Origin of the sequence: Chryseobacterium cheonjiense (assembly GCF_012927265.1) — a bacterium.
GTDB classification, from domain to species: Bacteria; Bacteroidota; Bacteroidia; order Flavobacteriales; family Weeksellaceae; genus Chryseobacterium; species Chryseobacterium cheonjiense.
This window is the reverse complement of sequence record NZ_JABBGF010000001.1, coordinates 440156-461466: the sequence shown is the minus strand read 5'-3', so window position 1 is coordinate 461466 and position 21311 is coordinate 440156. Positions and strand designations below refer to the sequence as shown.

Sequence of the window (21311 nt, the reverse complement as noted above, 5' to 3'; positions counted from 1 at the left end):
CACCCGTAAAATATTCCCACAAATTTTATCTAACAATTTTATTATTAACAATTTAATGAAAATTTTCAAGTTTGGTGGAGCATCGGTAAAAGATGCCGAAAGCGTAAAAAATGTAGCCATGGTATTACAAAGCCAGGGATTTGCAAAGTGTCTGTTGGTAATTTCAGCAATGGGCAAGACAACAAATGAGCTGGAAAAAGTGGTGGAACTTTATTTCAGGAAAGACAACTATCAAACTGAAATTGAAAAAATAAAACGAAAACACATCGAAATTGCAGAAGGCCTTTTTTCTGAAAATCATGCCGTATTTTCGGAAATCAACTTATTTTTTGATGATATTGATTCGTTTTTAAGAAGGAACAAATCTCCAAATTACAATTTTGTCTACGATCAGGTAGTAAGTTGTGGAGAAATGATTTCTACAAAAATTGTGAGCGAATATTTGAACGAAATACAGTTTACCAATCAGTGGCTTGATGCGAGAGATTATATAAAAACCGACAATTCTTACCGGGAAGGTGTGGTAGATTGGGTAAAAACCGAAGAATTCATTTCAAATTTAAATAAAGAAATCTGCTACGTTACTCAGGGTTTCATCGGTTCGGATGAAAATAATTTTACCGTAACATTGGGAAGAGAAGGGTCGGATTATTCGGCTGCTATTTTCGCCTATTGCTTAAACGCAGAAGCCATGACCATCTGGAAAGATGTTCCGGGGGTAATGACCGGAGATCCGAGAAAATTCAAAGATGTAACGCTTCTTTCCAATATTTCTTATGAAGAAGCTATTGAAATGGCTTATTACGGAGCAAGTGTCATTCACCCGAAAACATTGCAGCCTCTTCAGCAAAAAAATATTCCTTTTTATGTAAAATCTTTTGTAGATCCCACTAAAGAAGGGACTAAAGTGGGCGCTTCCGAGAAAAATCAGAGTGAAGAAACTTACATTTTAAAGGAAAATCAGACACTTTTAAAAATATCAACAAGAGACTTTTCATTCATCGCGGAAGATCATATGAGCTTAATTTTCGGATACTTATCCAAAAATAAGATTAAGGTTTCTCTGATGCAGAATTCTGCTATTTCACTGGCTCTGTGTCTGGAAGATAAGTTCCACAATATTGATGAACTGAACGAAGAACTTCAGAAAGTATTCCGTACAGAAGTGATAAAAAATGTATCTTTATTTACGGTAAGGAATGCGAAGATGGATCATATTGATAAATTTTACCAGGAAAAAAGTGTATTATTGGAGCAAATTTCGAAGAATACGCTTCAAATGGTAACACAATAAAACTAATTGCGACTAAACACACATGAGTTTAATATCGAAAAACGATTTGATAAAGGCTTCCGGCTTACATAAAATAGGATTTCTGAAAAATCCTGTGGCATCTGCTGTGATGAGCATTGCTAAAATAAATGAAGTAAACAAACTATACGATAAGCTAAAAGATAAGGAAGGTAAAGACTTTTTCGATTCATTTGTGAGAGAGCGGAACCTCAGCTATATAGCTTTTGAAGAAGATCTGGCAAAAATCCCTAAAACGGGTCCGTTTATTCTTGTTTCCAATCATCCGCTTGGTGCCATAGACGGCATTTTGATGTGCAAAATTCTTTCAGAGGTGCGTCCGGATTTTAAAGTTATGGGGAATTTCCTGCTGGAAAAAATAAAACCCATGGAGCCGTATGTCATCTCCGTAAACCCTTTCGAAAACAGGAAAGACGCATACAGCAGCTCATCCGGAATGCGGGAAACATTAAAGCATTTACAAAATGGAGGCTGTGTAGGTATTTTTCCGGCTGGAGAAGTATCCAATAAAAACAATCCGTACGGAGAAATTTTAGATAAAGAATGGGAAAAACCGGCCCTTAAGCTCATCAGGATGGCTAAAGTGCCGGTCGTTCCTATGTATTTCCATGCCAAGAACAGCAGAATGTTTTACCAGATGGCCAAAATCCATCCGAGCTTACAGACCCTTATGCTTCCGGCAGAAATGATGAACGACAGGGAAAAACCTATCAGAATACGTATCGGAAGGCCTATTGCCGTAAAAGCAATGGAAGATATGGAAAACACTGAAGAGCTTGGTGATTTTCTGAAACGGAAGGTGTATATGATGAAATCTTACTATGAGAAAAGAAAATCACTTGCCCAAAGCATTAATCTTAAAAATCTTTCGGTAAAATTTCCATTGCTGAAGGAAGAGAATATTGTTCAGAATATTATCGACGAAACACCTAAAGAAGATATTCTAAAAGACATCCGAAAACTGAAGGGTACCGACAAAATGTTCTTCAGCAACGGAAACTATGAGGTTTATTTTACCAAATACGAAGAAATTCCCTCTATCATGCGGGAAATCGGCAGACAGCGGGAGCTTACCTTTCGGGCCGTAGGAGAAGGCAGCAACCTTCCTTTCGATCTTGATGAATATGACAAACATTATCATCACCTCTTCCTGTGGGACAATGCCGAAGAAAAGCTTGTGGGCGCCTACAGAATGGCGTTAGGAAGAGAAGTAATGAAAAAATCCGGGATCAAAGGATTTTATACCAGCTCTTTATTTGAATTTGAACAGGACATTCATCCTTTCTTTAAAAAAGTGATTGAAATGGGGCGTGCCTACATCTGCCAGGAATATCAGCAGAAACCACTTCCTCTTTTCCTTCTTTGGAGAGGAATTGTACATGTATGCCTTAGAAATCCGGATCATAAATTCCTGATGGGAGGAGTAAGTATTTCCAATAAGTTTTCAGAGTTTTCGAAATCGCTGATGATTGAGTTTATGCGTTCCAATTATTATGATTCTGCCGTAGCTCAGTACATTACACCTAGAAATGAATATAAAGTAAAACTTCGTGACCGGGATAAGCATCTTTTTTTCGAAGAAATGGAATCGGATTTAAATAAACTTGATAAAATCATCGATGATCTGGAACCTGAACTGAGGCTGCCCGTGTTGATTAAGAAATATATTAAGCAAAATGCTAAAGTTATTGCTTTCAACGTAGATCCCAACTTCAATGATGCGATCGACGGATTGATGTACATCAGAATCAGCGATCTTCCTGAAAACACGATAAAACCGGTATTGGAGGAGATGAGCGAGCAGATTAGAAGAGAACAGGAAAATAATTCGGTTGAAAATCAATAGGTTTTTAAGTTTTGTTAAAAAAAGTAATATTAATACTTGCTTCATATACGAAAACTTACTACTTTTGCATCACTTTAAAACAACGAAGTAAAAGAATGGTTTCTTAGCTCAGTTGGTAGAGCAATGGATTGAAAATCCATGTGTCCCTGGTTCGATTCCTGGAGAAACCACAAAAACCACCTTCAAAAAAAGGTGGTTTTATTTTCCAAATGTTTTAAATAATTTGCAGGATGTGATAATTATTATTACTTTTGCACCACTTCAAAAAAAGAAGCAAAAATTAAATGGTTTCTTAGCTCAGTTGGTAGAGCAATGGATTGAAAATCCATGTGTCCCTGGTTCGATTCCTGGAGAAACCACTACAAAAGTCATCTCAATCGAGATGACTTTTTTGTTTTCTCACCATTCTTACGCTGAAAATAAGTATATTCGCTTCTCAAATTTTTATTGAAAAATGAAGAAGATTGTTTCCGTTTTATTTTTATTTTCAGTCATTACAGCATTTGCCCAGGAGGCCATTCAGTTTCAGGAACTGCCGTTTAAAGATCTTATTTTAAAGGCAAAAAAAGAAAACAAGCTCGTATTTATTGATGCATACACTTCATGGTGCGGTCCCTGTAAGATGATGGAGAAGAATACATTCACTAGAAAATCAGTCGGAGATTATTTTAATGCTAATTTTGTTAATGCCAGATTCGACATGGAAAAGGGCGAAGGAAGGGAAATTGCTTCAAAATACGGTGTACGCTCCTATCCTACTTATCTTTTCCTGAATGGTGACGGAGAGCTTGTCTCCCAAAATTACGGATATATGGAAGAAAGCATGTTTCTCACCATGGCACAGGGCGTAAGTTCACCCAACAATAAAAAGGGTTCTCTAAAAGAACGTTTTGAAAAGGGGGAAAAAGATCCTGAATTCCTGATCAATATTATGAGACTTAACTCTTCTTCGGATTTTAATTTCGCTAAAAAAGCTTCAGAAAGATATTTTGAAAATAAAAGCAAAACATCCGAATTTACAAAAGATGATGTGGGTTTTTTACTTTATTTCCTTAAATCGCCTGAAGACAAAAATTATAAAGTATTCACCGAAAGAAAATCAGAAATCATTAAATTTTTACCTGAAGAAACGTACCGGGAGTTTAATAACCAGATCAAGCTGGGAAAAATTGTTGAACAGTCTATTGACAACCAGAATAAAAGAATTAATGATGATTATTTCATGAAGACTGCCGAACCTCTTGTAGGAAAGCATGATGCAGAAATAAAACTCAACCAGACCAAATTAAGCTACTACGAGCAGAACGCCAATTTTCCGGAATACGAAAAAGCGGCACTTGCCTACTATAGAAATTCAGAAGCTTTTGAACCTAATGAACTGCTGAAAGCGGCATGGATATTTTCCGAGCATATCACCACTCCCTCATCATTGAAAAAAGCAGCTGAGTGGGCTGAAAAGTCTGTAATGAGAGGTGAGACCTCTGAAAACACTTACATTTTGGCAAAAATTTATTTCCTGACCGGCAATAAGGAGCAGGCAAAAACATATGCAGAAATGTCCAAAAATATAGCATCACAGGCACAGAAAGATTCTGCGTTGGCAGATGCATTGTTACAAGAAATTAATAAGAAATAATGAAGATCAGACTATTAGCAGGGTTTCTTACTCTTTTTATATTAGGAAGTTTAAATGCCCAGGAGCAGGCAAACAGTAATGAAAAAAGCGTTTATATAAAAGGCAATGCACTTTTCATTCCTATCGGAATCGTAAATCTTGCAGTTGAGCATCAGATTAGCAAGAAATTTACCGTACAGGGAGATGTTTTTATATCTCCATGGAAATCTTTTGACGGACACGAGTTGCAATATTATTCGGTATCGGCAGAAGGCAGATATTATTTCAACGAAGCATTCAGACATTTTTATGTGGGAGCTAATATTGCAACCTCAGCTTTTACCTTGCAAAAATGGAATTATTGGCCGGACGAACCCTATTATAATGATTATGGAGAAGTTTTTACAAGTTCCAATCTTTACCAGAAAGGTTACTCGCTCATATTAGGTGTTACTTTAGGGTATCAGTTCAAGGTTTCCGACAGATGGAATATTGATGTGTACGGAAGTCTGGGAAGCTCACAGGACTTTTACAAAGGGTACGACAGAACTACCGGAGAGCGCTACGACAGAAAAGATAACAAGTTCAACAGAAGTGGTGAAATTCTTCCTTACAGAGGAGGTGTCATGATTTCTTATAAATTAAAATAAATTCTAATGAAATTATTCGGAAAAAATCATCTGATCCTTTGTGCCATTACTTTCATGATCCTTTTTCTTATGAATTACCTGGGCAATGACCAGGCTGATAAGCTGGAAAGAGCCTTAATGATTGGTGGTGCAGGGGTAATCGGTTTATCTATCGGTTTATTGATTATGAATAAAGGCAAGAATGACAAAACACCGCCGCAGGATTTTGACTAAAATGTGAATTGTCAATCAGGAAGCCGCTAAACTTGTGAATTAAAACTGATTACTATTGACGATTCACTTGTCAGTTTTCATAAATAATATACTTCTTTCTGATTTTCTCAAACCTTTCCAGTCCGGGTTTCCATGAGGCTTTGATTTCGGCAATAGACTTTCCGGCAACAATCTGCTTCCTCAGCGTATCATTTCCGGCTAAGGTGTCGAACCAGAAATTTTTACCTGATGCAGGCTTAAGGAAAAAGTCCAGATCTGGGTTTTTATAACTTTGATAAGCTTTAATAACCCATTCCATATTGAGTTCTGTTAAATCTTTCGGATAGCCTGACAGGTTTTCTCCGTAACAGAGTTTTCCGTTTAAGAATGGATCTTTTGCTCCGAAATTAGGTTTTGGTGTGAATTGATACGGCAAACTTTTGGTCCAGGGCGAGCCGTAAACCTGAAAAGGCAGATCGGTTCCTCTTCCTACAGAAACCTGTGTTCCTTCAAAAAAACATAGGCTTGGATACAGATTGATCGATTTATCATTAGGCAAATTGGGTGAAGGTTTATCCAGCATCGGATACCTTAGTCTTTTATGATAATTTTTCATTGGGATTAAGGTGTATTTGGCCTGAATTCCTTTTTCCAGCCACTTTTCCCCGTTGACCATTTTTCCATATTCGCCGATGGTGAGACCATACACTACGGGTACTTCATGCATTCCGACGAAACTTGTCCATTTTTTATCCAGAACAGGACCGTCAGTATAGCCGTCATGAGGATTCGGGCGGTCGAGCACCATAACCTCAACGTTATTTTCCGCACCAGCCTCCATAAGGTAAGTCAGTGTAGAGATGTAAGTATAAAAACGCACTCCGACATCCTGTATATCAAAAACCACAATATCAATTCCTTTCAGTTGTTCGGGTTTTGGTTTTTTATTGTTTCCGTATAATGAAACAATAGGAATTCCGGTCTTTATATCGATACCGTTTTTCACTTTTTCACCTGCATCGGCATCACCTCTGAAACCGTGCTCAGGAGCAAAAATAGATTTAATTTTAATACCGTTTTTAACTAAAAAATCAACCACATGGGTTCTGTCACTCATCAATCCTGTCTGATTGGTCACCACGCCAATTGTTTTACCTTTTAACAACGGTAAATATATTTCCGGCTGGTCGGCCCCCGTTTTAAAACCTTTCGGAGCCTGAGTCTGAGAATAATATTGATGGAATACTCCTAAAAAAATTAGGCAAATCAGAAGTAAATTTTTAATTTTGAAATCTAAATTCATAAGCTTGAAGTTTCCTTTATATTTCTCTAGAAAAATAGCGTTTTCCAAAGATAACAAAAATAACCTTTCAAGGGTTATCATCTTCATTGGCAGACTTTCTGTAGCGCTTGGAATTATTGTTTCTTTAATTACCGTATCTACAGGATTTGGTTCTAAAAAAGCAATCAAAGAAAGACTGGCAGATTTCAGCGGCCATATTACCGTAAGATCCACAAGATCAAACTCTTCATACAATACTTCCGTACTCGACAACCAGGGCCTGGATGTCAAAAAAATACGCCAGATTTCCGATGTGGAATCGGTACAGAAATACGCCATGATTACCGGTATTATGCGAAACGAGCATAATTTTGCAGGAATTATTTTTAAAGGTATCGGAAAAGATTTCGACAGTCTTAGATTTAAGAAATTTCTGATTGCCGGAACCACACCGCAGGTCACTGAGAAAGGCTACAACAACGGTGTCGTTATCTCTGAAAAAACAGCGCGGGATCTTCACCTCAAAGTAAAAGACAGTATTGTTACGGTATTTTCAAAGGCCGACCAGCAGCCAATCTACAGAAAATTTGAAGTATTGGGAATTTACAGAACGGATATTAAGATGATTGATGATCAGTTCGTTATTGGAGATATTAACCATGTGCGTAAAATACAGGATATGAAGCCGGATGAAATTGGCGGAATTGATATTTTCTTTAAAAACGTAAATGACGCGGATGCTGATTTTCCTGAAATTGAAAAGCTGATCGGGTATAAAAACTATGCTGAAAAAGCGACTGAAAAATTTCCGCAGATTACGGACTGGATCAGTATTTTCGACACCAATATTGCGCTCATTATCATTATCATGCTGATTGTTGTTGTCATAAATATCATTATGGTTCTTTTAATTCTGATTATCGAAAGAACCAATTCCATCGGTCTTCTTAAAACCCTGGGCGCAAGCAATGGCCAGATCCGGGCAACCTTTATCAATTATACATTGATTATTATGATTCCCGGGCTTTTATACGGAAACCTAATCGGTCTGGGATTGATTTTGATCCAGAAGTTCTTCGGAATTATTAAACTTAATCCTGAAAATTATTACGTAAGCACTGTTCCGGTAGATCTTAATCCGCTGGTGATCATTTCCATTTCATTAGGTATTCTGATCATTTCAGGACTTGCCCTTATTATTCCGAGCTATCTTATCAGCAAGATTTCTCCGGTAAAAGCCATTAAATATAATTAATTGGAAAGTGAACGGCAAATTGTCAAATACCTAAATTACAATAGATGTAATTGATCGCATCTTCATCCTGATAAAATTTAAAGCCGTATCTTTGCCGTGCTTAAAAAACATTTATGAAATACGCAAATAACATCCTCGAAACCATAGGAAATACTCCGCTGGTAAAACTGAATAAAGTTTTAGGTGAAGATTTTACGGCAATGGTTTTGGCAAAGGTGGAAACATTCAATCCAGGAAATTCCGTAAAAGACAGAATGGCCGTGAAAATGATTGAAGATGCAGAGAAAGACGGAAGACTGAAGCCTGGAGGAACCATCATTGAAGGAACTTCGGGAAATACGGGAATGGGGCTGGCTCTGGCAGCGATCATCAAAGGATACAAATGTATTTTTGTAACCAACTCAAAACAATCAAAAGAAAAATGCGATATTCTGCGCGCTGTGGGTGCTGAAGTAATAGTTTGTCCTACAGACGTAAAACCTACAGATCCGCGTTCGTACTACTCCGTATCCAAACGACTGGCTGCAGAAACTGAAAACGGATGGTACGTTAATCAGTACGACAATTTATCCAACAGAGCGGCACATTACGAATCTACGGCTCCGGAAATCTGGGAACAGACAGAAGGAAAGCTGACACATTTTGTGGTGGGAGCAGGAACAGGAGGCACCATCACAGGCTGCGGAACATTCTTTAAGGAGAGAAATCCCAATATCAAAGTGATTGGTGTAGATACATACGGTTCTATTTTGAAGGAATACCATGAAACCGGCGAGCTTCATTACGATCATGCTTATAGCTATATTACGGAAGGAATCGGTGAAGATATCATTCCTGAAAATTATGATATGGCTGTAATCGATCATTTTGAAAAAGTAACGGATAAAGACGGTGCCCTTTATGCAAGAAAATTAGCAAAAGAAGAAGGAATTTTCTGCGGATATTCTGCAGGAAGCGCGATTGCTTCTTTGGTTCAGATGAAAGATCAGTTCACAAAAGATGATGTGATCGTTGTACTTCTTCACGACCATGGTTCAAGATATGTCGGAAAGATCTACAATGACGAATGGATGAAAGAAATGGGATGGCTGGATTAATCGGTCACTCTTAAATAATAAAGAACTCAGAACATTTTGCTCTGAGTTTTTTTATTTTATATTGAATTTAAAAATTTACTGTTACTCTTATTCCTTAATTTTTTTCTTTAAAACCTGTTTTAAAAAACTGTAATCTTTTTCACTCATTGATTTCCTAGGGAACATGTAGTTATATTTACCCTCAATGCTGATGAACTCATTATTGCTGTCGAAAAAATCAAAATCTTTCCATTCGCTGGTTTCTTTATCACCGTCGATATTTACGGTAAAAAAGTTTTCATCCATTCTGATTTCGTAAATTTTGCAGCTTTCAAGTTTAGTTAAATAATGTGCCACCTGTTTTTTCCATCTGGAAACTTTATTAATGCTAACGGAAAGAAAAACAGCACAAAGAAGAAACAGAAAGCTCACAAAATACAGGACTCCCGATTTTTCTTTAGTGAAATCATCTTTGAAAAGAAATAAAATCACCAGAATAAGACCGATTATAATTGTAGTCACCGTTTTCCCTCGCGTGGTAGGCGAAAAAAACAGGCTTCCCTGATTTCCTGTAAAATATATTTCTTCAAAATCCTTTCTATTCGGTTTCAGAAAGATTATTTTCTCTTCAGTCATATTTATTAATTCTACAGCAAAGATAAGTTTTTCATTCTATCATCTCACTTTTACAGGTCACCTCAAAACTCTAAAACTCTTTTTACTCTCTAACGTTACCCTCATCATATTTGGCGATCATGGAAAGTTTGTTCATCAGCTCGCGGTTTTTCTGCCTCAGTTCTTCCATTTTATTCAGCATGTCGTGGATTACTTCAAGTCCCGGGAGATTGATCTCCAGATCATAATGCCAGTTGGTAAACCTTTCGAAAGATGGCAGATCTTCATACATGAGATAACGGATCTCGTTTTCAGTATGGATATTCAGCAAACCGGAAGCTACAAGTTCATCAAAAAAAGTAACCTCAATATTGTAAATCTTTACGAGTTCTTCGCGTGATATTCTTTCATTCATGGCTTAGGAATTTTTTAGTTGTTCAAAAAGTTGCTTCTGCTTATCGGTAAGATTGGCAGGCAGTTTCACATCGTAGGTCACAAAGAGATCGCCAAACTGGCCCTCTTTTTTGTATACAGGAAAACCTTTTCCCTTTAGCCTTACAGTCATTCCGTTTTGTGTTTCAGGCTTTACCTTCAGGTTTACATTCCCATTTAATGTATTTACTTTTACATCGCCGCCCAGAACAGCCGTATAAAGATCGATGGTAACGCTGGTTTTTAAATCATCGCCTATTCTTTCAAAGTTAGGATCTGCCGGAATATTGAAGGTTATATAGAGATCACCGTTCGGTCCTCCGTTATGGCCGGGACCGCCGTGTCCTTTCAGTTTAATCTGCTGTCCGTCATATACTCCTGCGGGAATAGTAATTCTCACCTTTTTTCCGTTGATGTCAAAAGTCTGCTGATGGGTAGTTGCCGCGTCACGCAGGCTTAGGTTCAGTTCTGCATGAACGTCCTGTCCTTTGAATTTCCCCGAAGAGCTTCCCCTGGAACTCCGTCCAAAACCTCCCGCTCCACCGAACATACTTTGGAAAAAATCTGAAAAATCTTCACCCTCACCGAAGTCTGCTCCGGAAAATCCGCCACTGTGATCATTTCCGTAATTTTGATACTGTCTTTGCTGCTGTTGCTGGGCTTTTTCGTACTCTTCACCATGTTTCCAGTGTTCGCCGTATTTATCGTATTTAGCACGGTTTTCAGGATTGCTGAGAACTTCATTCGCCTCGTTGATTTCTTTGAACTTGCGTTCAGCCTCCTTATCATCGGGATTCAGATCGGGGTGCAGTTTTCTCGCGAGTTTGCGATAGGCTTTTTTAATATCTTCCTGCGTTGCAGTTTTATCTACGCCTAAAATTTTATAGTAGTCTATATAAGCCATAGAAACGTTTTACTCAAATTTAAGAATTTTTGAAAGGAAATTCATATAACGGAGTGTTAAAAATAAAGCTATCTTTGAGTAAAAAGCGCCCTATGAAAGACGTATTGAAAAATTACTCGGGAATTCTGCTTTTACTTTTCGGAATCATTATCGGAAGTATTATCGGAATTGTCGCACCCCAGATTGTAAATTATATAAAACCGTTAGGAGATATTTTCCTGAATTTACTTTTTGTAAGTGTTGTTCCCCTTGTTTTTTTTGCGGTCTCCAATTCTATCGCTTCGCTGGAGCAACAGTCGAAGTTCGGAAAAATCATGGTTACGATGGCGTTTACTTTTTTATTTTTTATCTTAACAGCAGCTGTTTTCACCATTTGTGCCGTCTATCTGTTTCCGGTTTCGGGAGTTACTGCAAGTAAGGAGCTGGTGGAAGTTACCTCGGAAGAGAGCTGGGGCAACAGAATTGTGAGCTTTTTTACGGTGGGCGAATTTACCCAGCTTTTTTCACGGCAAAATATGCTTGCGCTTCTCATTTTTGCTTTTATGACAGGATTTTCCGCAAGGAAGGCGGGAGAAAAAGGACATCCTTTCAGAATGTTTATTGCTTCCGGGTATGAAGTGATGAAAGAGCTTTTATTATTGATTATGAAAGCTGCACCCATTGGTTTGGGGGCTTATTTTGCTTACCAGGTCGCCACGTTGGGACCACAGCTTTTTGGGTTTTATGCCAAGCCGCTCGGGCTTTATTATATTGCGGGCGTCATTTATTTCCTGTTGTTTTTTTCCATTTATGCTTTTATGGCCGCGGGGACAAATGGTGTTAAAAGTTTTTGGAAAAATGCTATTTATCCTACAGCCACGGCACTGAGCACCTGCAGCAGCTTCGCTACCATGCCTGCCAACTTACAGGCTGCATCCAGAATCGGAATTCCAACTCAGATTTCAAATATTGTGATCCCGATCGGGACTACTCTTCATAAAAACGGATCTTCGATGTCATCGATCATTAAAATTTATGTTGCGTTTCTCATTATCGGGAGAGATTTTTTTGATCCTGTGAATTTGCTCCTGGCTTTAGGGATCACTGTTTTTGTGAGTATTGTAGCGGGCGGAATTCCCAATGGCGGCTATATCGGGGAAATGCTGATGATCTCAGTTTATAAACTGCCGCAGGAAGCAATTCCGGCAGTGATGATTATCGGCACTTTGGTTGATCCTTTAGCAACCGTTCTGAATGCGGTAGGACAATTGGTGGCTTCGATGTTTGTGAGCCGATTTGTGAAAGTCTGATAAATTTGACTGATGTATTAATGAAACCAGCCCAGGTTATACAAAAAACCTGCGCAGCTTTTATGCAAAAGGTGCGCAGGTTTGGGGCAACTCCTGCTTAGGTTTAGGGTAAAACCTGCGCAGGTTTTGTACGCTTACCTGTCTTTGGTAAATGTAACTGTATTGAGGGCATCGGTAATACGCTTACCGGGACGGTAGTTTACCTTTGCGCCTTTGATAAGACTTACATTAAATTTGTCGGCACTTTCGGCACTTGCACTGCTGAGACTGGGATAGAAGCTCCCTAGTTTGTCGAGCCTGATGATTTTGCTGTTGGCAAGCTCTTTCTGGATTACGTTTTCGAGAGCAATGATGACTCCCCGGATATCTGCTTCACTGAGGGCAGAAAATTTTTCGATTTCCTTCACCAGGTCATCAATAGTCATTTCACCATCGGTTTTCACCTGTGCATACCATCTTTTTGTTCCTCCGCCAGTTACGCCTGGCTCACCACGTTCAATCACTGTGTATTTAATAGACATTTGCGTTAATTATTTAGATTACGGGATAAACTTAAAAAAAAAATTAATACCAAAGTCCTTTGTAAACAAACATCTACAAGCCAATAGAAATATTTCTATTACCGTTGTGTATTTTGATTCATTTCGTCATTTCGGGTAGATTCTGAAAAAAATTATCTCGAGAAGTTTGTCAATTTTAAAGACAACCTGTTCCCGGTATATTTTTTCTTTACCTTGTTACGAAGAAACAGTCGAATTGACGAATCCAATTCAGCAAGAGGTATCTATACTATTTCCCATATTCTGAAGACAAAGCCATATTATATTGTGAACATGAGACCAAACGTAATTTCAGTGAACCTAGTCCTGATCAATTTTCATTCACTGCGCTGTACCGGCTCTAAATTTTCCAGCTCTTCCGGTGTGAAGAGTGTATAAATAACTTTAAATGTTTTTCCCAGTGGAGTTTCCAAAGAAAATCCTCCCGGTCCGAAACCATCAGTAACATCGAGCGTAAAATGAGAATATTGCCAGTATTCGAACAGATCACGGTCGATCCAGAATTCATGGCCATTGATGGTTCCTATCATGGCATCGTTCATTCTGGGGTAAAACCCGCCTTTTTCGAAGCATTGCGGCTGTGTTCCTTCGCAGCAGCCTCCTGCCTGGTAGAACATCAGGTCCCCATATTTTTTCTCCAGCTCCCAGATGACTTCTAAGGCTTTTTCTGTAGCTGAGAGTCTTGTTATTTTGGATGTCATAATTTCTTTTTTTATTAGTTGCTTTTTGTCTTGAAATCGAAGATTATCTCCTTTTAGTCGACGAATGTTATTTCGACGTAGTCAAACAAAAGAACCAAAGTTCAAGACCTGGAAGCTGCGGCTAAAAATTAGTTCTGTTCTCTAAAAATTCTAAACTCGCGCGAATTCAGGATTTGTTATTCTTTCCAATATGGTTCTCGCGCTTCAAACACTAGAATTTTCTTAACGTTCACAGAATTAATTTTCTTAACGCCTACCCTTCCTAAGGCTTTTATAAATTTAAAAAGTTTCGGCGAAATTTCATTTTGCCGAAACCAATATTAATATGTCAGCTTGCCTTTCCGGCTATATCGAGAACAATTCTTCCATCAATCTGTCCCTTTTTCATTTTATCAAAAACATCGTTGATGTCTTCCAATTTTGCAGGGGTCACGGTTGCTTTTACCAAACCTTCGTTGGCAAAATCAAGGGCTTCCTGAAGGTCTTTTCTTGTTCCGACAATGGAACCTCTCACTGTGATTCTCTTGAGTACCGTTTCAAAAATCGGGAGTTCAAATGATCCGGGCGGAAGGCCGTTCAGCGCAATAGTCCCTTTTCTTCTCAGAACGTCAATTCCCTGTTTGAAAGCAATAGGAGAAACGGCCGTAATGAGCGCGCCGTGCATTCCGCCAACTTCTTTATGCAGGTATTCTCCCGGATCCGTGTTTCTTGCATTGACAACCAGATCTGCCCCGAGTTTTTTCGCCAAATCCAATTTATCATCCGCCACATCAATAGCAGCCACATGCATTCCCATTGCTTTCGCATACTGAACGGCTACGTGTCCCAGTCCTCCGATTCCTGAAATGGCTACCCATTCTCCGGGTTCTGTTTCTGTTTCTTTTAATCCTTTATACACGGTAACTCCCGCACAAAGGATGGGTGCGATCTCCAAAAAGTTGACATTGTTTTTCAGATGCCCAACATACCTGGAATCTGCAATGACATATTCTGCAAAACCACCGTCCACGCTGTATCCGCCATTTTTTTGTGCTTCACAAAGGGTTTCCCATCCCGTAATGCAATAGTCGCAGCATCCGCATGCTGAGTAGAGCCACGGAACGCCTACCGCATCTCCTTCTTTCACGTATGATTCCGGACCACAGGCTACCACAATTCCTACGCCTTCATGTCCTGGAATTAAGGGCATCTTGGGTTTGGCCGGCCAATCGCCATCAACGGCATGAAGATCTGTATGACAAACGCCACAGGCGATTACTTTTACCAATACTTCATATCTTCCGGGTTCTCTTACGGGAACTTCTTGTATTTTTAATGGTTGTCCGTAGCCCTGAACAACTGCTGCTTTCATTGTTTTTGGTATCATATTCTCAGTTTTGAATTAGTTTTTATTTATTGGAAATCGTTGTAAATCTGCGAAAGGATATTGTGATATTTTGTAATGAAATGTTGTTTTTATTTCCCGCGGATTGCGCAGATTTCGCAGATTATTATGCTTATTCTAAAATCTCGCACAAAGATTTATTTGTAAAAATTAAAAGACAAAAATGATTAGTAAAGCTTGGTCTGCTTCAATTTCTATTCAAATGAATTTATCTGTGTAATTCGTGAAATCCGCGGGAGCCAATTTTTCAAATCTTTTGTTTTCGTGTATATTTTTATTTCCCGCAGATTTCGCAGATTTTCACGGATCATTATGTTTTTTTAAAAGAGTTCCGCACCCATTTGCAATATTTATTTTGACAATTGAATCTCTGTCATAATATCAATGCTGCGTTGTCGCGTGAGGGATAGGAAGGGCGGCGAGGAACGAGCCGGTGCGGAGCGAAGCGGAGCACCGAAACGAAGTGCAGCCCTGGATAGCCCGACCGTTTCTCCCCGGCCTTGGCCGGGGAAAACGGGCACGCCCTGATATTTAATTACTATCATTCTTCTTCAATATTCTTTTGTCTTGAAACAAAAGAACCAAAAGTTCAAGACTTGGAAACTACGGCTAAAAATTAAATCTTAATCCTAAATCCCCAAACTTGCGCGAATTCAAGATTTATTCTTCGGTTCAAATTTCTATCGCGCTTCAGACAATGGGAATTTTTTAACGAATTAAGTTTTAATTTTATTAACGCCTTCGCTTCCTATGTCGTTTTCCTTTGAATATGATTTCTTTTAGATCTAACTTTATTTAGCCTAAAAGAAACCTAATTTGTTTTTGTTGTAGGAGATCAGCATATTTTTGGTCTGACGGTAATGATCGAGCATCATTTTGTGGTTTTCTCTGCCGATTCCTGATTGTTTATAGCCTCCAAACGGTGCTCCTGCCGGATAAGAGTGGTATTGGTTTACCCAAACTCTTCCTGCCTGGATGTGTCTCGGGATATTATAAAGCTGATGGGCATCTCTTGTCCAGACTCCTGCTCCCAGTCCGTAAATGGTGTCATTGGCAATTTTAAGGGCTTCTTCTTCGTCTTTGAAGGTTGTAAAAGCGAGTACCGGACCGAAAATTTCTTCCTGGAAAATCCTCATCCTGTTATTGCCTTTGAAGATTGTCGGCTGAATGTAGTATCCGTTTTCGAGCCCTTCGCCTACATTATTAACATCTCCTCCTACAAGTACTTCTGCGCCTTCTTCTTTTCCGAGTTTGATATAGGAAAGTATTTTGTCTTTCTGGATCTGTGATGCCTGAGCACCCATCATAACGGTTTTATCAAGCGGATTTCCAACCTTGATGGCTTTTACTCTTTCGATTACTTTTGCGATGAATGCATCAGCAATATCTTCCTGAACAAGCAGTCTTGAAGGACATGTACAGATTTCTCCCTGGTTCAGTGCAAACAGAACGGCTCCTTCAATGGCTTTATCCAAGAACTCATCATCGGCATCCATCACGGAACTGAAGAAAACATTCGGGGATTTCCCTCCTAATTCCAAGGTTACCGGAATAATGTTTTCCGTTGCATACTGCATAACGAGACGACCGGTTGCGGTAGATCCTGTAAAAGCGGCTTTAGAAACTTTTGGATTGGTAACAAGCGCGCGCCCTAGTTCTGCTCCGAAACCGTTAACGATATTTACCACTCCTGGGGGAAGAAGATCACCAATGAGCTCCATTAAAACCATAATTGAAATCGGAGTACTTTCTGCAGGTTTCAGCACGACACAGTTTCCTGCAGCCAGGGCCGGAGCAAGTTTCCATACTGCCATAAGAATGGGAAAATTCCACGGGATGATCTGTGCAATTACGCCAAGCGGTTCATGAACAATAAGGGAAACGGTGTCTTTATCCAGTTCGTTATGCGAACCTTCTTCAGCTCTGATAACCGAAGCAAAGTATCTGAAATGGTCTATCGCCAAAGGAATGTCTGCTGCTAATGTTTCTCTTACGGCCTTACCGTTATCAATGGTTTCAACGGTTGCGATATATTCTAAATTCTGCTCGATTCTGTCGGCAATTTTATTTAAAATAATACTTCTTTCTGTTGAAGAGGTGTCTTTCCAGGTCTGGAATGCTTTTTCCGCAGCATTGACAGCCATCTCCAAATCTTCTTTTGAAGAGTGTGCAGCCTGCGTAAACTTCCTGCCGTCAATGGGTGAAACCACATCAAAATATTCTCCGTTTACAGGTGGTGTAAACTGGCCGTTAATATAATTTTCATATCTGTTTTTGAATTCAGGCCACTGAAGTAACGTGGCTGATTGCTGTTGGGTTGTTGTGCTCATATTTGTACAATTTTTTAATTTTCCTAAAGCCAAGTTAGATTTATCCTGTATATTCGAATAGCATTATCGTACAAAAAAGCTTCAAAATCGTACAGAATAATAATTTTATAATTCATTAACAGTCAGCAAATACCATATTTTTCTTATATTTGAGATACGTGTAAACATAAATTGTTTAGAAATGAATGATCATAAATTTTTATTGAAAACTCCTGAACTGAAAAGGGAAAACCAGCTTTTGAGCATGGTTGAAAATCAGACCAAATTCAATCTAAACAATTGTGAATTCAGTATTTATGAAACGCATAAAGCGGCTTTTGATGTAAAACTTCATTTCGAAACAATTGCTTTTACGGCAATGCTCCGCGGAAAAAAGCATATGAAGCTTGATAATAAAACCGGCTATTTTGACTACTATCCAGGAGAATCTGTTCTGGTAGCTCCCGGCGAAACCATGATCATCGATTTTCCTGAAGCGGATGAAACACCTTCGCAATGCATCTCACTGAGCCTGAATCCTGAGTTTATTGAAAATTCTTTAAACCATCTTAATTACCATCTTCCAAAAGCAGATGAAACATCTCAATGGAATATTGAGCTGGACGAATATTTTCTTTTCAACAATCAATCTTTAGCTTCAGCCACAAACAATATTATGCGTATTGCCATGGATGATAATTCGCAGAAAGATATTATGGCTGATTTTGCTTTGAAGGAACTTCTGATCCGTTTGATGCAGACCCAGGCAAGAAGCATGGTAGAAAAAAATATTGTAAAAAATAAATCAAGAATAGGTTTTGCAGTAGATTATATCCGTAAGAATCTTCATCAGAAATTGTCTATCGAAAGTATTGCAAAAATGGCATATGTAAGCAAGTCGAATTTCTTCAGGATGTTTAAGGACGAGCTGGGAACTTCACCGAATGAATTTATTCTTCAGGAAAGGATCAGCAGGGCAAAGGAACTTTTAAGAAACCGGAGCAGCATTAAAGAAACTGCTTACCAGACAGGGTTTTCTGATACCAATTATTTTACAAGAGTTTTTAAGCAGCTGGTAGGGGTTACGCCGAAAAGTTATCAGGATAGAAATACTTTCCTGGATTAACTTCTTTAGCATCATTTATTATCTTCGTAACATGAAAGCTGATAAATATATGTATTAAAATCCGCATTAATTTCTTCTGTTAAAAAAGGAGATATTCTTTTTAGCTGATCTTCGCTAAGAAAATAAGAATCGTATATTTCATCATGATAGTCATCATCATATAAAACCAGATCATCCAAGGTTTCTAAAATCTTTTCCGCACTAATATTTACAATATATTCTTTAACGAGGCATTCATCCTCTTTTCTAAATTCTTCTATAACTCTGATTAATTGCATACTAATAAAAAAAACACCCTAAAGATAGAGTGTTTTTGTCAATTTATTTTTGATAATGATAATATCTTGCTCCTTTTAAGACCGGGTTTTCCAATTCCACATATTTTAATCCGAATCCTTTGTAGTTTTCATTAACAGAATTTTCCAGCTGTTTTCTGTGAAGTTTTTCATAGGTTGCAAAGTTGATGGGCATTCTATTTTTTAATCCTTCGAAGAGATTCCATTTTGCAACAACCGCTTTCCAGTTTTGTGAAATTTTTCCGGCAAAAACTTTGGATTTTGAACCGCTTCCGTAGCCTAAAAAGCCAATTTCCTTTCCTGCCAGTTCTTCATTTTCATTGAAAGAAATCTGTAATGCAGAAAGCAGGGCCATAAAAATGGAAGCCGTGTACATATTTCCGATTTCTGAGGATGCGCGTTGGGATTTTTCAATTTTATCATTAATAAACTTAATATACTCCTCAGATTTTGCAACCGCTTTTTGCTCTTCCGGAGTTGTATAGCTTAGTCCGTTTTCGAGGCTGTAAATTTCTGTAAAAACTCTTTTTCCGTGAAAGGCATACGGAAGATGGAAAATTAAGTATTTCCAGTCTTCATAAGGTTTATTTTTTTCGGTAATTTCTTTATAATGATTGTACGCCTCTTTGATTCTGTCCTGATAACATTGATTGGAATAATGCCCGTCGAACACCGGTTCATCGGTAAATATTTCAATTTTATCGGGAAAATTTTCCGGAGCGTTCGTAAGATCTTCTTTTTTGAAATGACGCCTTAGCTTGAAGAAGTCAAAAACAGATTCTGTCGCCACTCCCCAATTGTTTTCAATTTCGATTAAATCCGGTTTTGAAGAAACCAGAACGGCGACCGCTCCTCCGCCTTGCGTATATTCTCCGGAAGACGCCAGTTCGTATTTTGCATAATCACTTGCGATAACAATTGCTTTTTTATCCGGATTTACTCTTACAAAATCTAGTGAATTATGAAGCGCATCAACTGCCCCGATACATGCAAAAGTCATGTCTACTACATCACAGTTCCTGAAACATCTTTCTCCGAATTTTGCTGCCAGAACTTCTTCTGCCATCTGCATCGCGTAGGAAGCGGTGGGTTTTGCAGCATCCAGGGCACTTTCTGTTCCGAGATAAATTCTGGCTATTTCTTTTGGGTTGATCTGATAATCTTCAATTAATTTTAAAAGCGCTTCCGCCGCAAAAGTTGCGGCATCTTCATGCACATCGGGAAATCCCATTTTATGCAGACCCAGCCCTTTTTCAAGCTTTGCAGGATCTATTCCTCTGTTTTCCGCTAATTCTTTAATTTCCAAATATAATGACGGCACATAGTAACTTGCTGCCTCAATTCCAAAAGTCATAATTCTTTAATTTTATACGAATTTAAAAAATGTAAACGTTTAATCAATAATGAAGTCAGCTAAATTTCATCATATTTTTTATATGTCTAATAAAAAAGACATCTTTTAAAAAGATGCCTTCGTGTAAATTATTAAATTAAATAAATAATTCTTAGCTGATTCGAATCAATCAGTTCTTAATTATTTTGAAGGATTCTGTTCCGCTTTCCGTTTTGCCTGAAATAATATATAAACCGCTATTCAGAGCTGAAACATCTATATTTCCCTGTTGTGAATTTACTTTATGGGTCTGAATTCTTTTTCCAGCCGCATCATAAACGGTCATCTCATTCACTTTTACTTTTGCATTATAATGTAAAACATTTTTAACCGGATTAGGATAATAGGTGATCGATGATTTTGAAGGAGCTGCTGCATCATCTACACTTAGAACGTCATTGCTGATCGTCACATTATCGACCAATGTAGAATATCCCTGTGCATTTTCACACTCTATGGCAACCTGATAAATATTCGGTGGCAGATTGATATTTCCGAAGAAATACCACGAACTGAAAGGCGGCTGAAAGCCCATCACCGTACTCCATGGATCAGAAGCTGACATCCGGTAGTAAATTCTCACCCAGTTTGCATTAGATCCCTGTTGGGGATTGATAAGGTAAAAGCTTAGTTTGGGTGAAGAAAGTGCTGCAGAGTTTAGTGGCGGCGTTACGAGTTTGGTTTTTTCTGCACCGGAAGTGTTAGCCGGAAAGTTGGCAAATTTTGTTCCCGCAAAAGCTGTTACACCATTACTTCCCGTGGTCGCAGAAGATGCAAATGTCCATGACATATTGTTTGCTTCATAAACCTGTGTCCAGGCGGATCGTGTGGGAGAATTATCTTCAAAAGTTTCCGTCCAGGGAAATGTTGAAATTTGAGCATGAAGCCCAATGGCGGAAAAAATGGTTAAAGCCGAAAATACATATCGGTTTTTAATTTTTTCAGAAAGTAGATTTGTTTTCATTGGCAATTATATTAATATTAATTTGATAACAAAATTATAATATAAAAACAAATAAATCAAATATTTTCAAATATTAATATTAAAAAAATAACTTAAATCGTTTAACCAAT

General features: G+C 38.3%; 20 protein-coding genes and 2 tRNA genes. 11 read left to right on the top strand and 11 right to left on the bottom strand.

Features of this window, described 5'->3' with window-relative positions; translation table 11 throughout:
- Positions 1-55 precede the first annotated feature (55 nt).
- The 7 genes from HHL20_RS02220 (at position 56) to HHL20_RS02190 (ending at position 5636) form a co-directional block, all read left to right on the top strand.
- Complete coding sequence (locus HHL20_RS02220) at positions 56-1294, top strand: aspartate kinase (RefSeq protein ID WP_169229560.1); 1239 nt, start codon at positions 56-58, stop codon at positions 1292-1294.
- Positions 1295-1316: 22 nt separating this feature from the next.
- Positions 1317-3158, top strand: coding sequence for a lysophospholipid acyltransferase family protein (locus tag HHL20_RS02215; RefSeq protein WP_169229559.1), 1842 nt, complete (start codon positions 1317-1319; stop codon positions 3156-3158).
- Between the two features lie 97 nt (positions 3159-3255).
- A tRNA-Phe gene (locus HHL20_RS02210) sits at positions 3256-3328 on the top strand.
- Between the two features lie 116 nt (positions 3329-3444).
- Positions 3445-3517 (top strand) — tRNA-Phe (locus HHL20_RS02205).
- Between the two features lie 95 nt (positions 3518-3612).
- Positions 3613-4794, top strand: coding sequence for a thioredoxin fold domain-containing protein (locus tag HHL20_RS02200; RefSeq protein ID WP_169229558.1), 1182 nt, complete (start codon positions 3613-3615; stop codon positions 4792-4794).
- Positions 4794-5423 (top strand): DUF3575 domain-containing protein, encoded by a 630-nt coding sequence (locus HHL20_RS02195; RefSeq protein WP_169229557.1) that lies wholly within the window; start codon positions 4794-4796, stop codon positions 5421-5423. The genes HHL20_RS02200 and HHL20_RS02195 overlap by 1 nt, the downstream gene beginning before the upstream one ends.
- Before the next feature lie 6 nt (positions 5424-5429).
- Entirely contained in the window at positions 5430-5636 is a 207-nt protein-coding gene (locus tag HHL20_RS02190; protein ID WP_169229556.1) for a hypothetical protein, read from the top strand.
- A gap of 70 nt (positions 5637-5706) precedes the next feature.
- On the opposite strand, the gene HHL20_RS02185 is transcribed toward HHL20_RS02190, so the two are convergent.
- Complete coding sequence (locus HHL20_RS02185; RefSeq protein ID WP_169229555.1) at positions 5707-6918, bottom strand: exo-beta-N-acetylmuramidase NamZ family protein; 1212 nt, start codon at positions 6916-6918, stop codon at positions 5707-5709.
- 4 nt (positions 6919-6922) lie between these two features.
- On the opposite strand from HHL20_RS02185, the gene HHL20_RS02180 reads away from it, so the two are divergent.
- Both HHL20_RS02180 and HHL20_RS02175 read left to right on the top strand, forming a co-directional pair.
- Entirely contained in the window at positions 6923-8152 is a 1230-nt protein-coding gene (locus HHL20_RS02180; protein WP_169229554.1) for an ABC transporter permease, read from the top strand.
- A gap of 113 nt (positions 8153-8265) precedes the next feature.
- The gene (locus HHL20_RS02175; RefSeq protein WP_169229553.1) at positions 8266-9249 is read left to right on the top strand and encodes a PLP-dependent cysteine synthase family protein; all 984 of its coding nucleotides are present in this window, start codon (positions 8266-8268) and stop codon (positions 9247-9249) included.
- 87 nt (positions 9250-9336) lie between these two features.
- Here the strand turns inward: HHL20_RS02175 and HHL20_RS02170 are convergent, their stop codons facing one another.
- The 3 genes from HHL20_RS02170 to HHL20_RS02160 all read right to left on the bottom strand — a co-directional run bounded on the left by HHL20_RS02170 (position 9337) and on the right by HHL20_RS02160 (position 11179).
- Entirely contained in the window at positions 9337-9864 is a 528-nt protein-coding gene (locus HHL20_RS02170) for a hypothetical protein (protein WP_169229552.1), read from the bottom strand.
- An 82-nt stretch (positions 9865-9946) separates the two neighbouring features.
- Positions 9947-10258 (bottom strand): chaperone modulator CbpM, encoded by a 312-nt coding sequence (locus HHL20_RS02165; protein ID WP_169229551.1) that lies wholly within the window; start codon positions 10256-10258, stop codon positions 9947-9949.
- 3 nt (positions 10259-10261) lie between these two features.
- On the bottom strand, positions 10262-11179 hold the full coding sequence (locus HHL20_RS02160) for a DnaJ C-terminal domain-containing protein (protein WP_169229550.1): 918 nt from the start codon (positions 11177-11179) through the stop codon (positions 10262-10264).
- A 92-nt stretch (positions 11180-11271) separates the two neighbouring features.
- Between HHL20_RS02160 and HHL20_RS02155 the strand changes: the two genes are divergently transcribed.
- Positions 11272-12468: a dicarboxylate/amino acid:cation symporter gene (locus tag HHL20_RS02155; RefSeq protein ID WP_169229549.1), complete on the top strand. Its 1197-nt coding sequence runs from the start codon at positions 11272-11274 to the stop codon at positions 12466-12468.
- A gap of 134 nt (positions 12469-12602) precedes the next feature.
- Here HHL20_RS02155 and HHL20_RS02150 read toward each other — a convergent pair whose 3' ends face one another.
- The 4 genes from HHL20_RS02150 to HHL20_RS02135 form a co-directional block, all read right to left on the bottom strand.
- Entirely contained in the window at positions 12603-12989 is a 387-nt protein-coding gene (locus HHL20_RS02150) for an HU family DNA-binding protein (protein WP_169229548.1), read from the bottom strand.
- A 356-nt stretch (positions 12990-13345) separates the two neighbouring features.
- On the bottom strand, positions 13346-13729 hold the full coding sequence (locus HHL20_RS02145; RefSeq protein WP_169229547.1) for a DUF779 domain-containing protein: 384 nt from the start codon (positions 13727-13729) through the stop codon (positions 13346-13348).
- A gap of 328 nt (positions 13730-14057) precedes the next feature.
- Positions 14058-15095 carry an alcohol dehydrogenase AdhP gene (adhP, locus tag HHL20_RS02140; RefSeq protein WP_169229546.1) on the bottom strand — a complete coding sequence of 346 codons (1038 nt, stop codon included), beginning with the start codon at positions 15093-15095 and terminating at the stop codon, positions 14058-14060.
- 818 nt (positions 15096-15913) lie between these two features.
- Positions 15914-17443, bottom strand: a complete 1530-nt coding sequence (locus HHL20_RS02135) for an aldehyde dehydrogenase family protein (protein ID WP_169229545.1) — start codon at positions 17441-17443, stop codon at positions 15914-15916.
- A 181-nt stretch (positions 17444-17624) separates the two neighbouring features.
- Here HHL20_RS02135 and HHL20_RS02130 point away from each other — a divergent pair, with 181 nt between their 5' ends.
- Positions 17625-18548 carry a helix-turn-helix domain-containing protein gene (locus HHL20_RS02130; protein WP_169229544.1) on the top strand — a complete coding sequence of 308 codons (924 nt, stop codon included), beginning with the start codon at positions 17625-17627 and terminating at the stop codon, positions 18546-18548.
- A gap of 11 nt (positions 18549-18559) precedes the next feature.
- On the opposite strand, the gene HHL20_RS02125 is transcribed toward HHL20_RS02130, so the two are convergent.
- The 3 genes from HHL20_RS02125 to HHL20_RS02115 form a co-directional block, all read right to left on the bottom strand.
- Positions 18560-18826, bottom strand: coding sequence for a DUF7683 domain-containing protein (locus HHL20_RS02125; protein WP_169229543.1), 267 nt, complete (start codon positions 18824-18826; stop codon positions 18560-18562).
- Between the two features lie 43 nt (positions 18827-18869).
- Positions 18870-20198: a hydroxymethylglutaryl-CoA synthase family protein gene (locus tag HHL20_RS02120; RefSeq protein WP_169229542.1), complete on the bottom strand. Its 1329-nt coding sequence runs from the start codon at positions 20196-20198 to the stop codon at positions 18870-18872.
- A 169-nt stretch (positions 20199-20367) separates the two neighbouring features.
- Positions 20368-21201, bottom strand: coding sequence for a T9SS type A sorting domain-containing protein (locus HHL20_RS02115; RefSeq protein ID WP_169229541.1), 834 nt, complete (start codon positions 21199-21201; stop codon positions 20368-20370).
- Positions 21202-21311 lie beyond the last annotated feature (110 nt).

Bases quoted from the DNA above. Each gene is read 5' to 3' on its own strand.
- HHL20_RS02130 (WP_169229544.1), top strand. From the start codon at position 17,625: ATGAATGATCATAAATTTTTATTGAAAACTCCTGAACTGAAAAGGGAA.
- adhP (WP_169229546.1), bottom strand. From the start codon at position 15,095: ATGATACCAAAAACAATGAAAGCAGCAGTTGTTCAGGGCTACGGACAA.
- HHL20_RS02160 (WP_169229550.1), bottom strand. From the start codon at position 11,179: ATGGCTTATATAGACTACTATAAAATTTTAGGCGTAGATAAAACTGCA.
- HHL20_RS02195 (WP_169229557.1), top strand. From the start codon at position 4,794: ATGAAGATCAGACTATTAGCAGGGTTTCTTACTCTTTTTATATTAGGA.
- HHL20_RS02220 (WP_169229560.1), top strand. From the start codon at position 56: ATGAAAATTTTCAAGTTTGGTGGAGCATCGGTAAAAGATGCCGAAAGC.
- HHL20_RS02215 (WP_169229559.1), top strand. From the start codon at position 1,317: ATGAGTTTAATATCGAAAAACGATTTGATAAAGGCTTCCGGCTTACAT.
- HHL20_RS02115 (WP_169229541.1), bottom strand. From the start codon at position 21,201: ATGAAAACAAATCTACTTTCTGAAAAAATTAAAAACCGATATGTATTT.
- HHL20_RS02190 (WP_169229556.1), top strand. From the start codon at position 5,430: ATGAAATTATTCGGAAAAAATCATCTGATCCTTTGTGCCATTACTTTC.
- HHL20_RS02150 (WP_169229548.1), bottom strand. From the start codon at position 12,989: ATGTCTATTAAATACACAGTGATTGAACGTGGTGAGCCAGGCGTAACT.
- HHL20_RS02165 (WP_169229551.1), bottom strand. From the start codon at position 10,258: ATGAATGAAAGAATATCACGCGAAGAACTCGTAAAGATTTACAATATT.
- HHL20_RS02170 (WP_169229552.1), bottom strand. From the start codon at position 9,864: ATGACTGAAGAGAAAATAATCTTTCTGAAACCGAATAGAAAGGATTTT.
- HHL20_RS02200 (WP_169229558.1), top strand. From the start codon at position 3,613: ATGAAGAAGATTGTTTCCGTTTTATTTTTATTTTCAGTCATTACAGCA.
- HHL20_RS02185 (WP_169229555.1), bottom strand. From the start codon at position 6,918: ATGAATTTAGATTTCAAAATTAAAAATTTACTTCTGATTTGCCTAATT.
- HHL20_RS02155 (WP_169229549.1), top strand. From the start codon at position 11,272: ATGAAAGACGTATTGAAAAATTACTCGGGAATTCTGCTTTTACTTTTC.
- HHL20_RS02120 (WP_169229542.1), bottom strand. From the start codon at position 20,198: ATGACTTTTGGAATTGAGGCAGCAAGTTACTATGTGCCGTCATTATAT.
- HHL20_RS02175 (WP_169229553.1), top strand. From the start codon at position 8,266: ATGAAATACGCAAATAACATCCTCGAAACCATAGGAAATACTCCGCTG.
- HHL20_RS02145 (WP_169229547.1), bottom strand. From the start codon at position 13,729: ATGACATCCAAAATAACAAGACTCTCAGCTACAGAAAAAGCCTTAGAA.
- HHL20_RS02125 (WP_169229543.1), bottom strand. From the start codon at position 18,826: ATGCAATTAATCAGAGTTATAGAAGAATTTAGAAAAGAGGATGAATGC.
- HHL20_RS02135 (WP_169229545.1), bottom strand. From the start codon at position 17,443: ATGAGCACAACAACCCAACAGCAATCAGCCACGTTACTTCAGTGGCCT.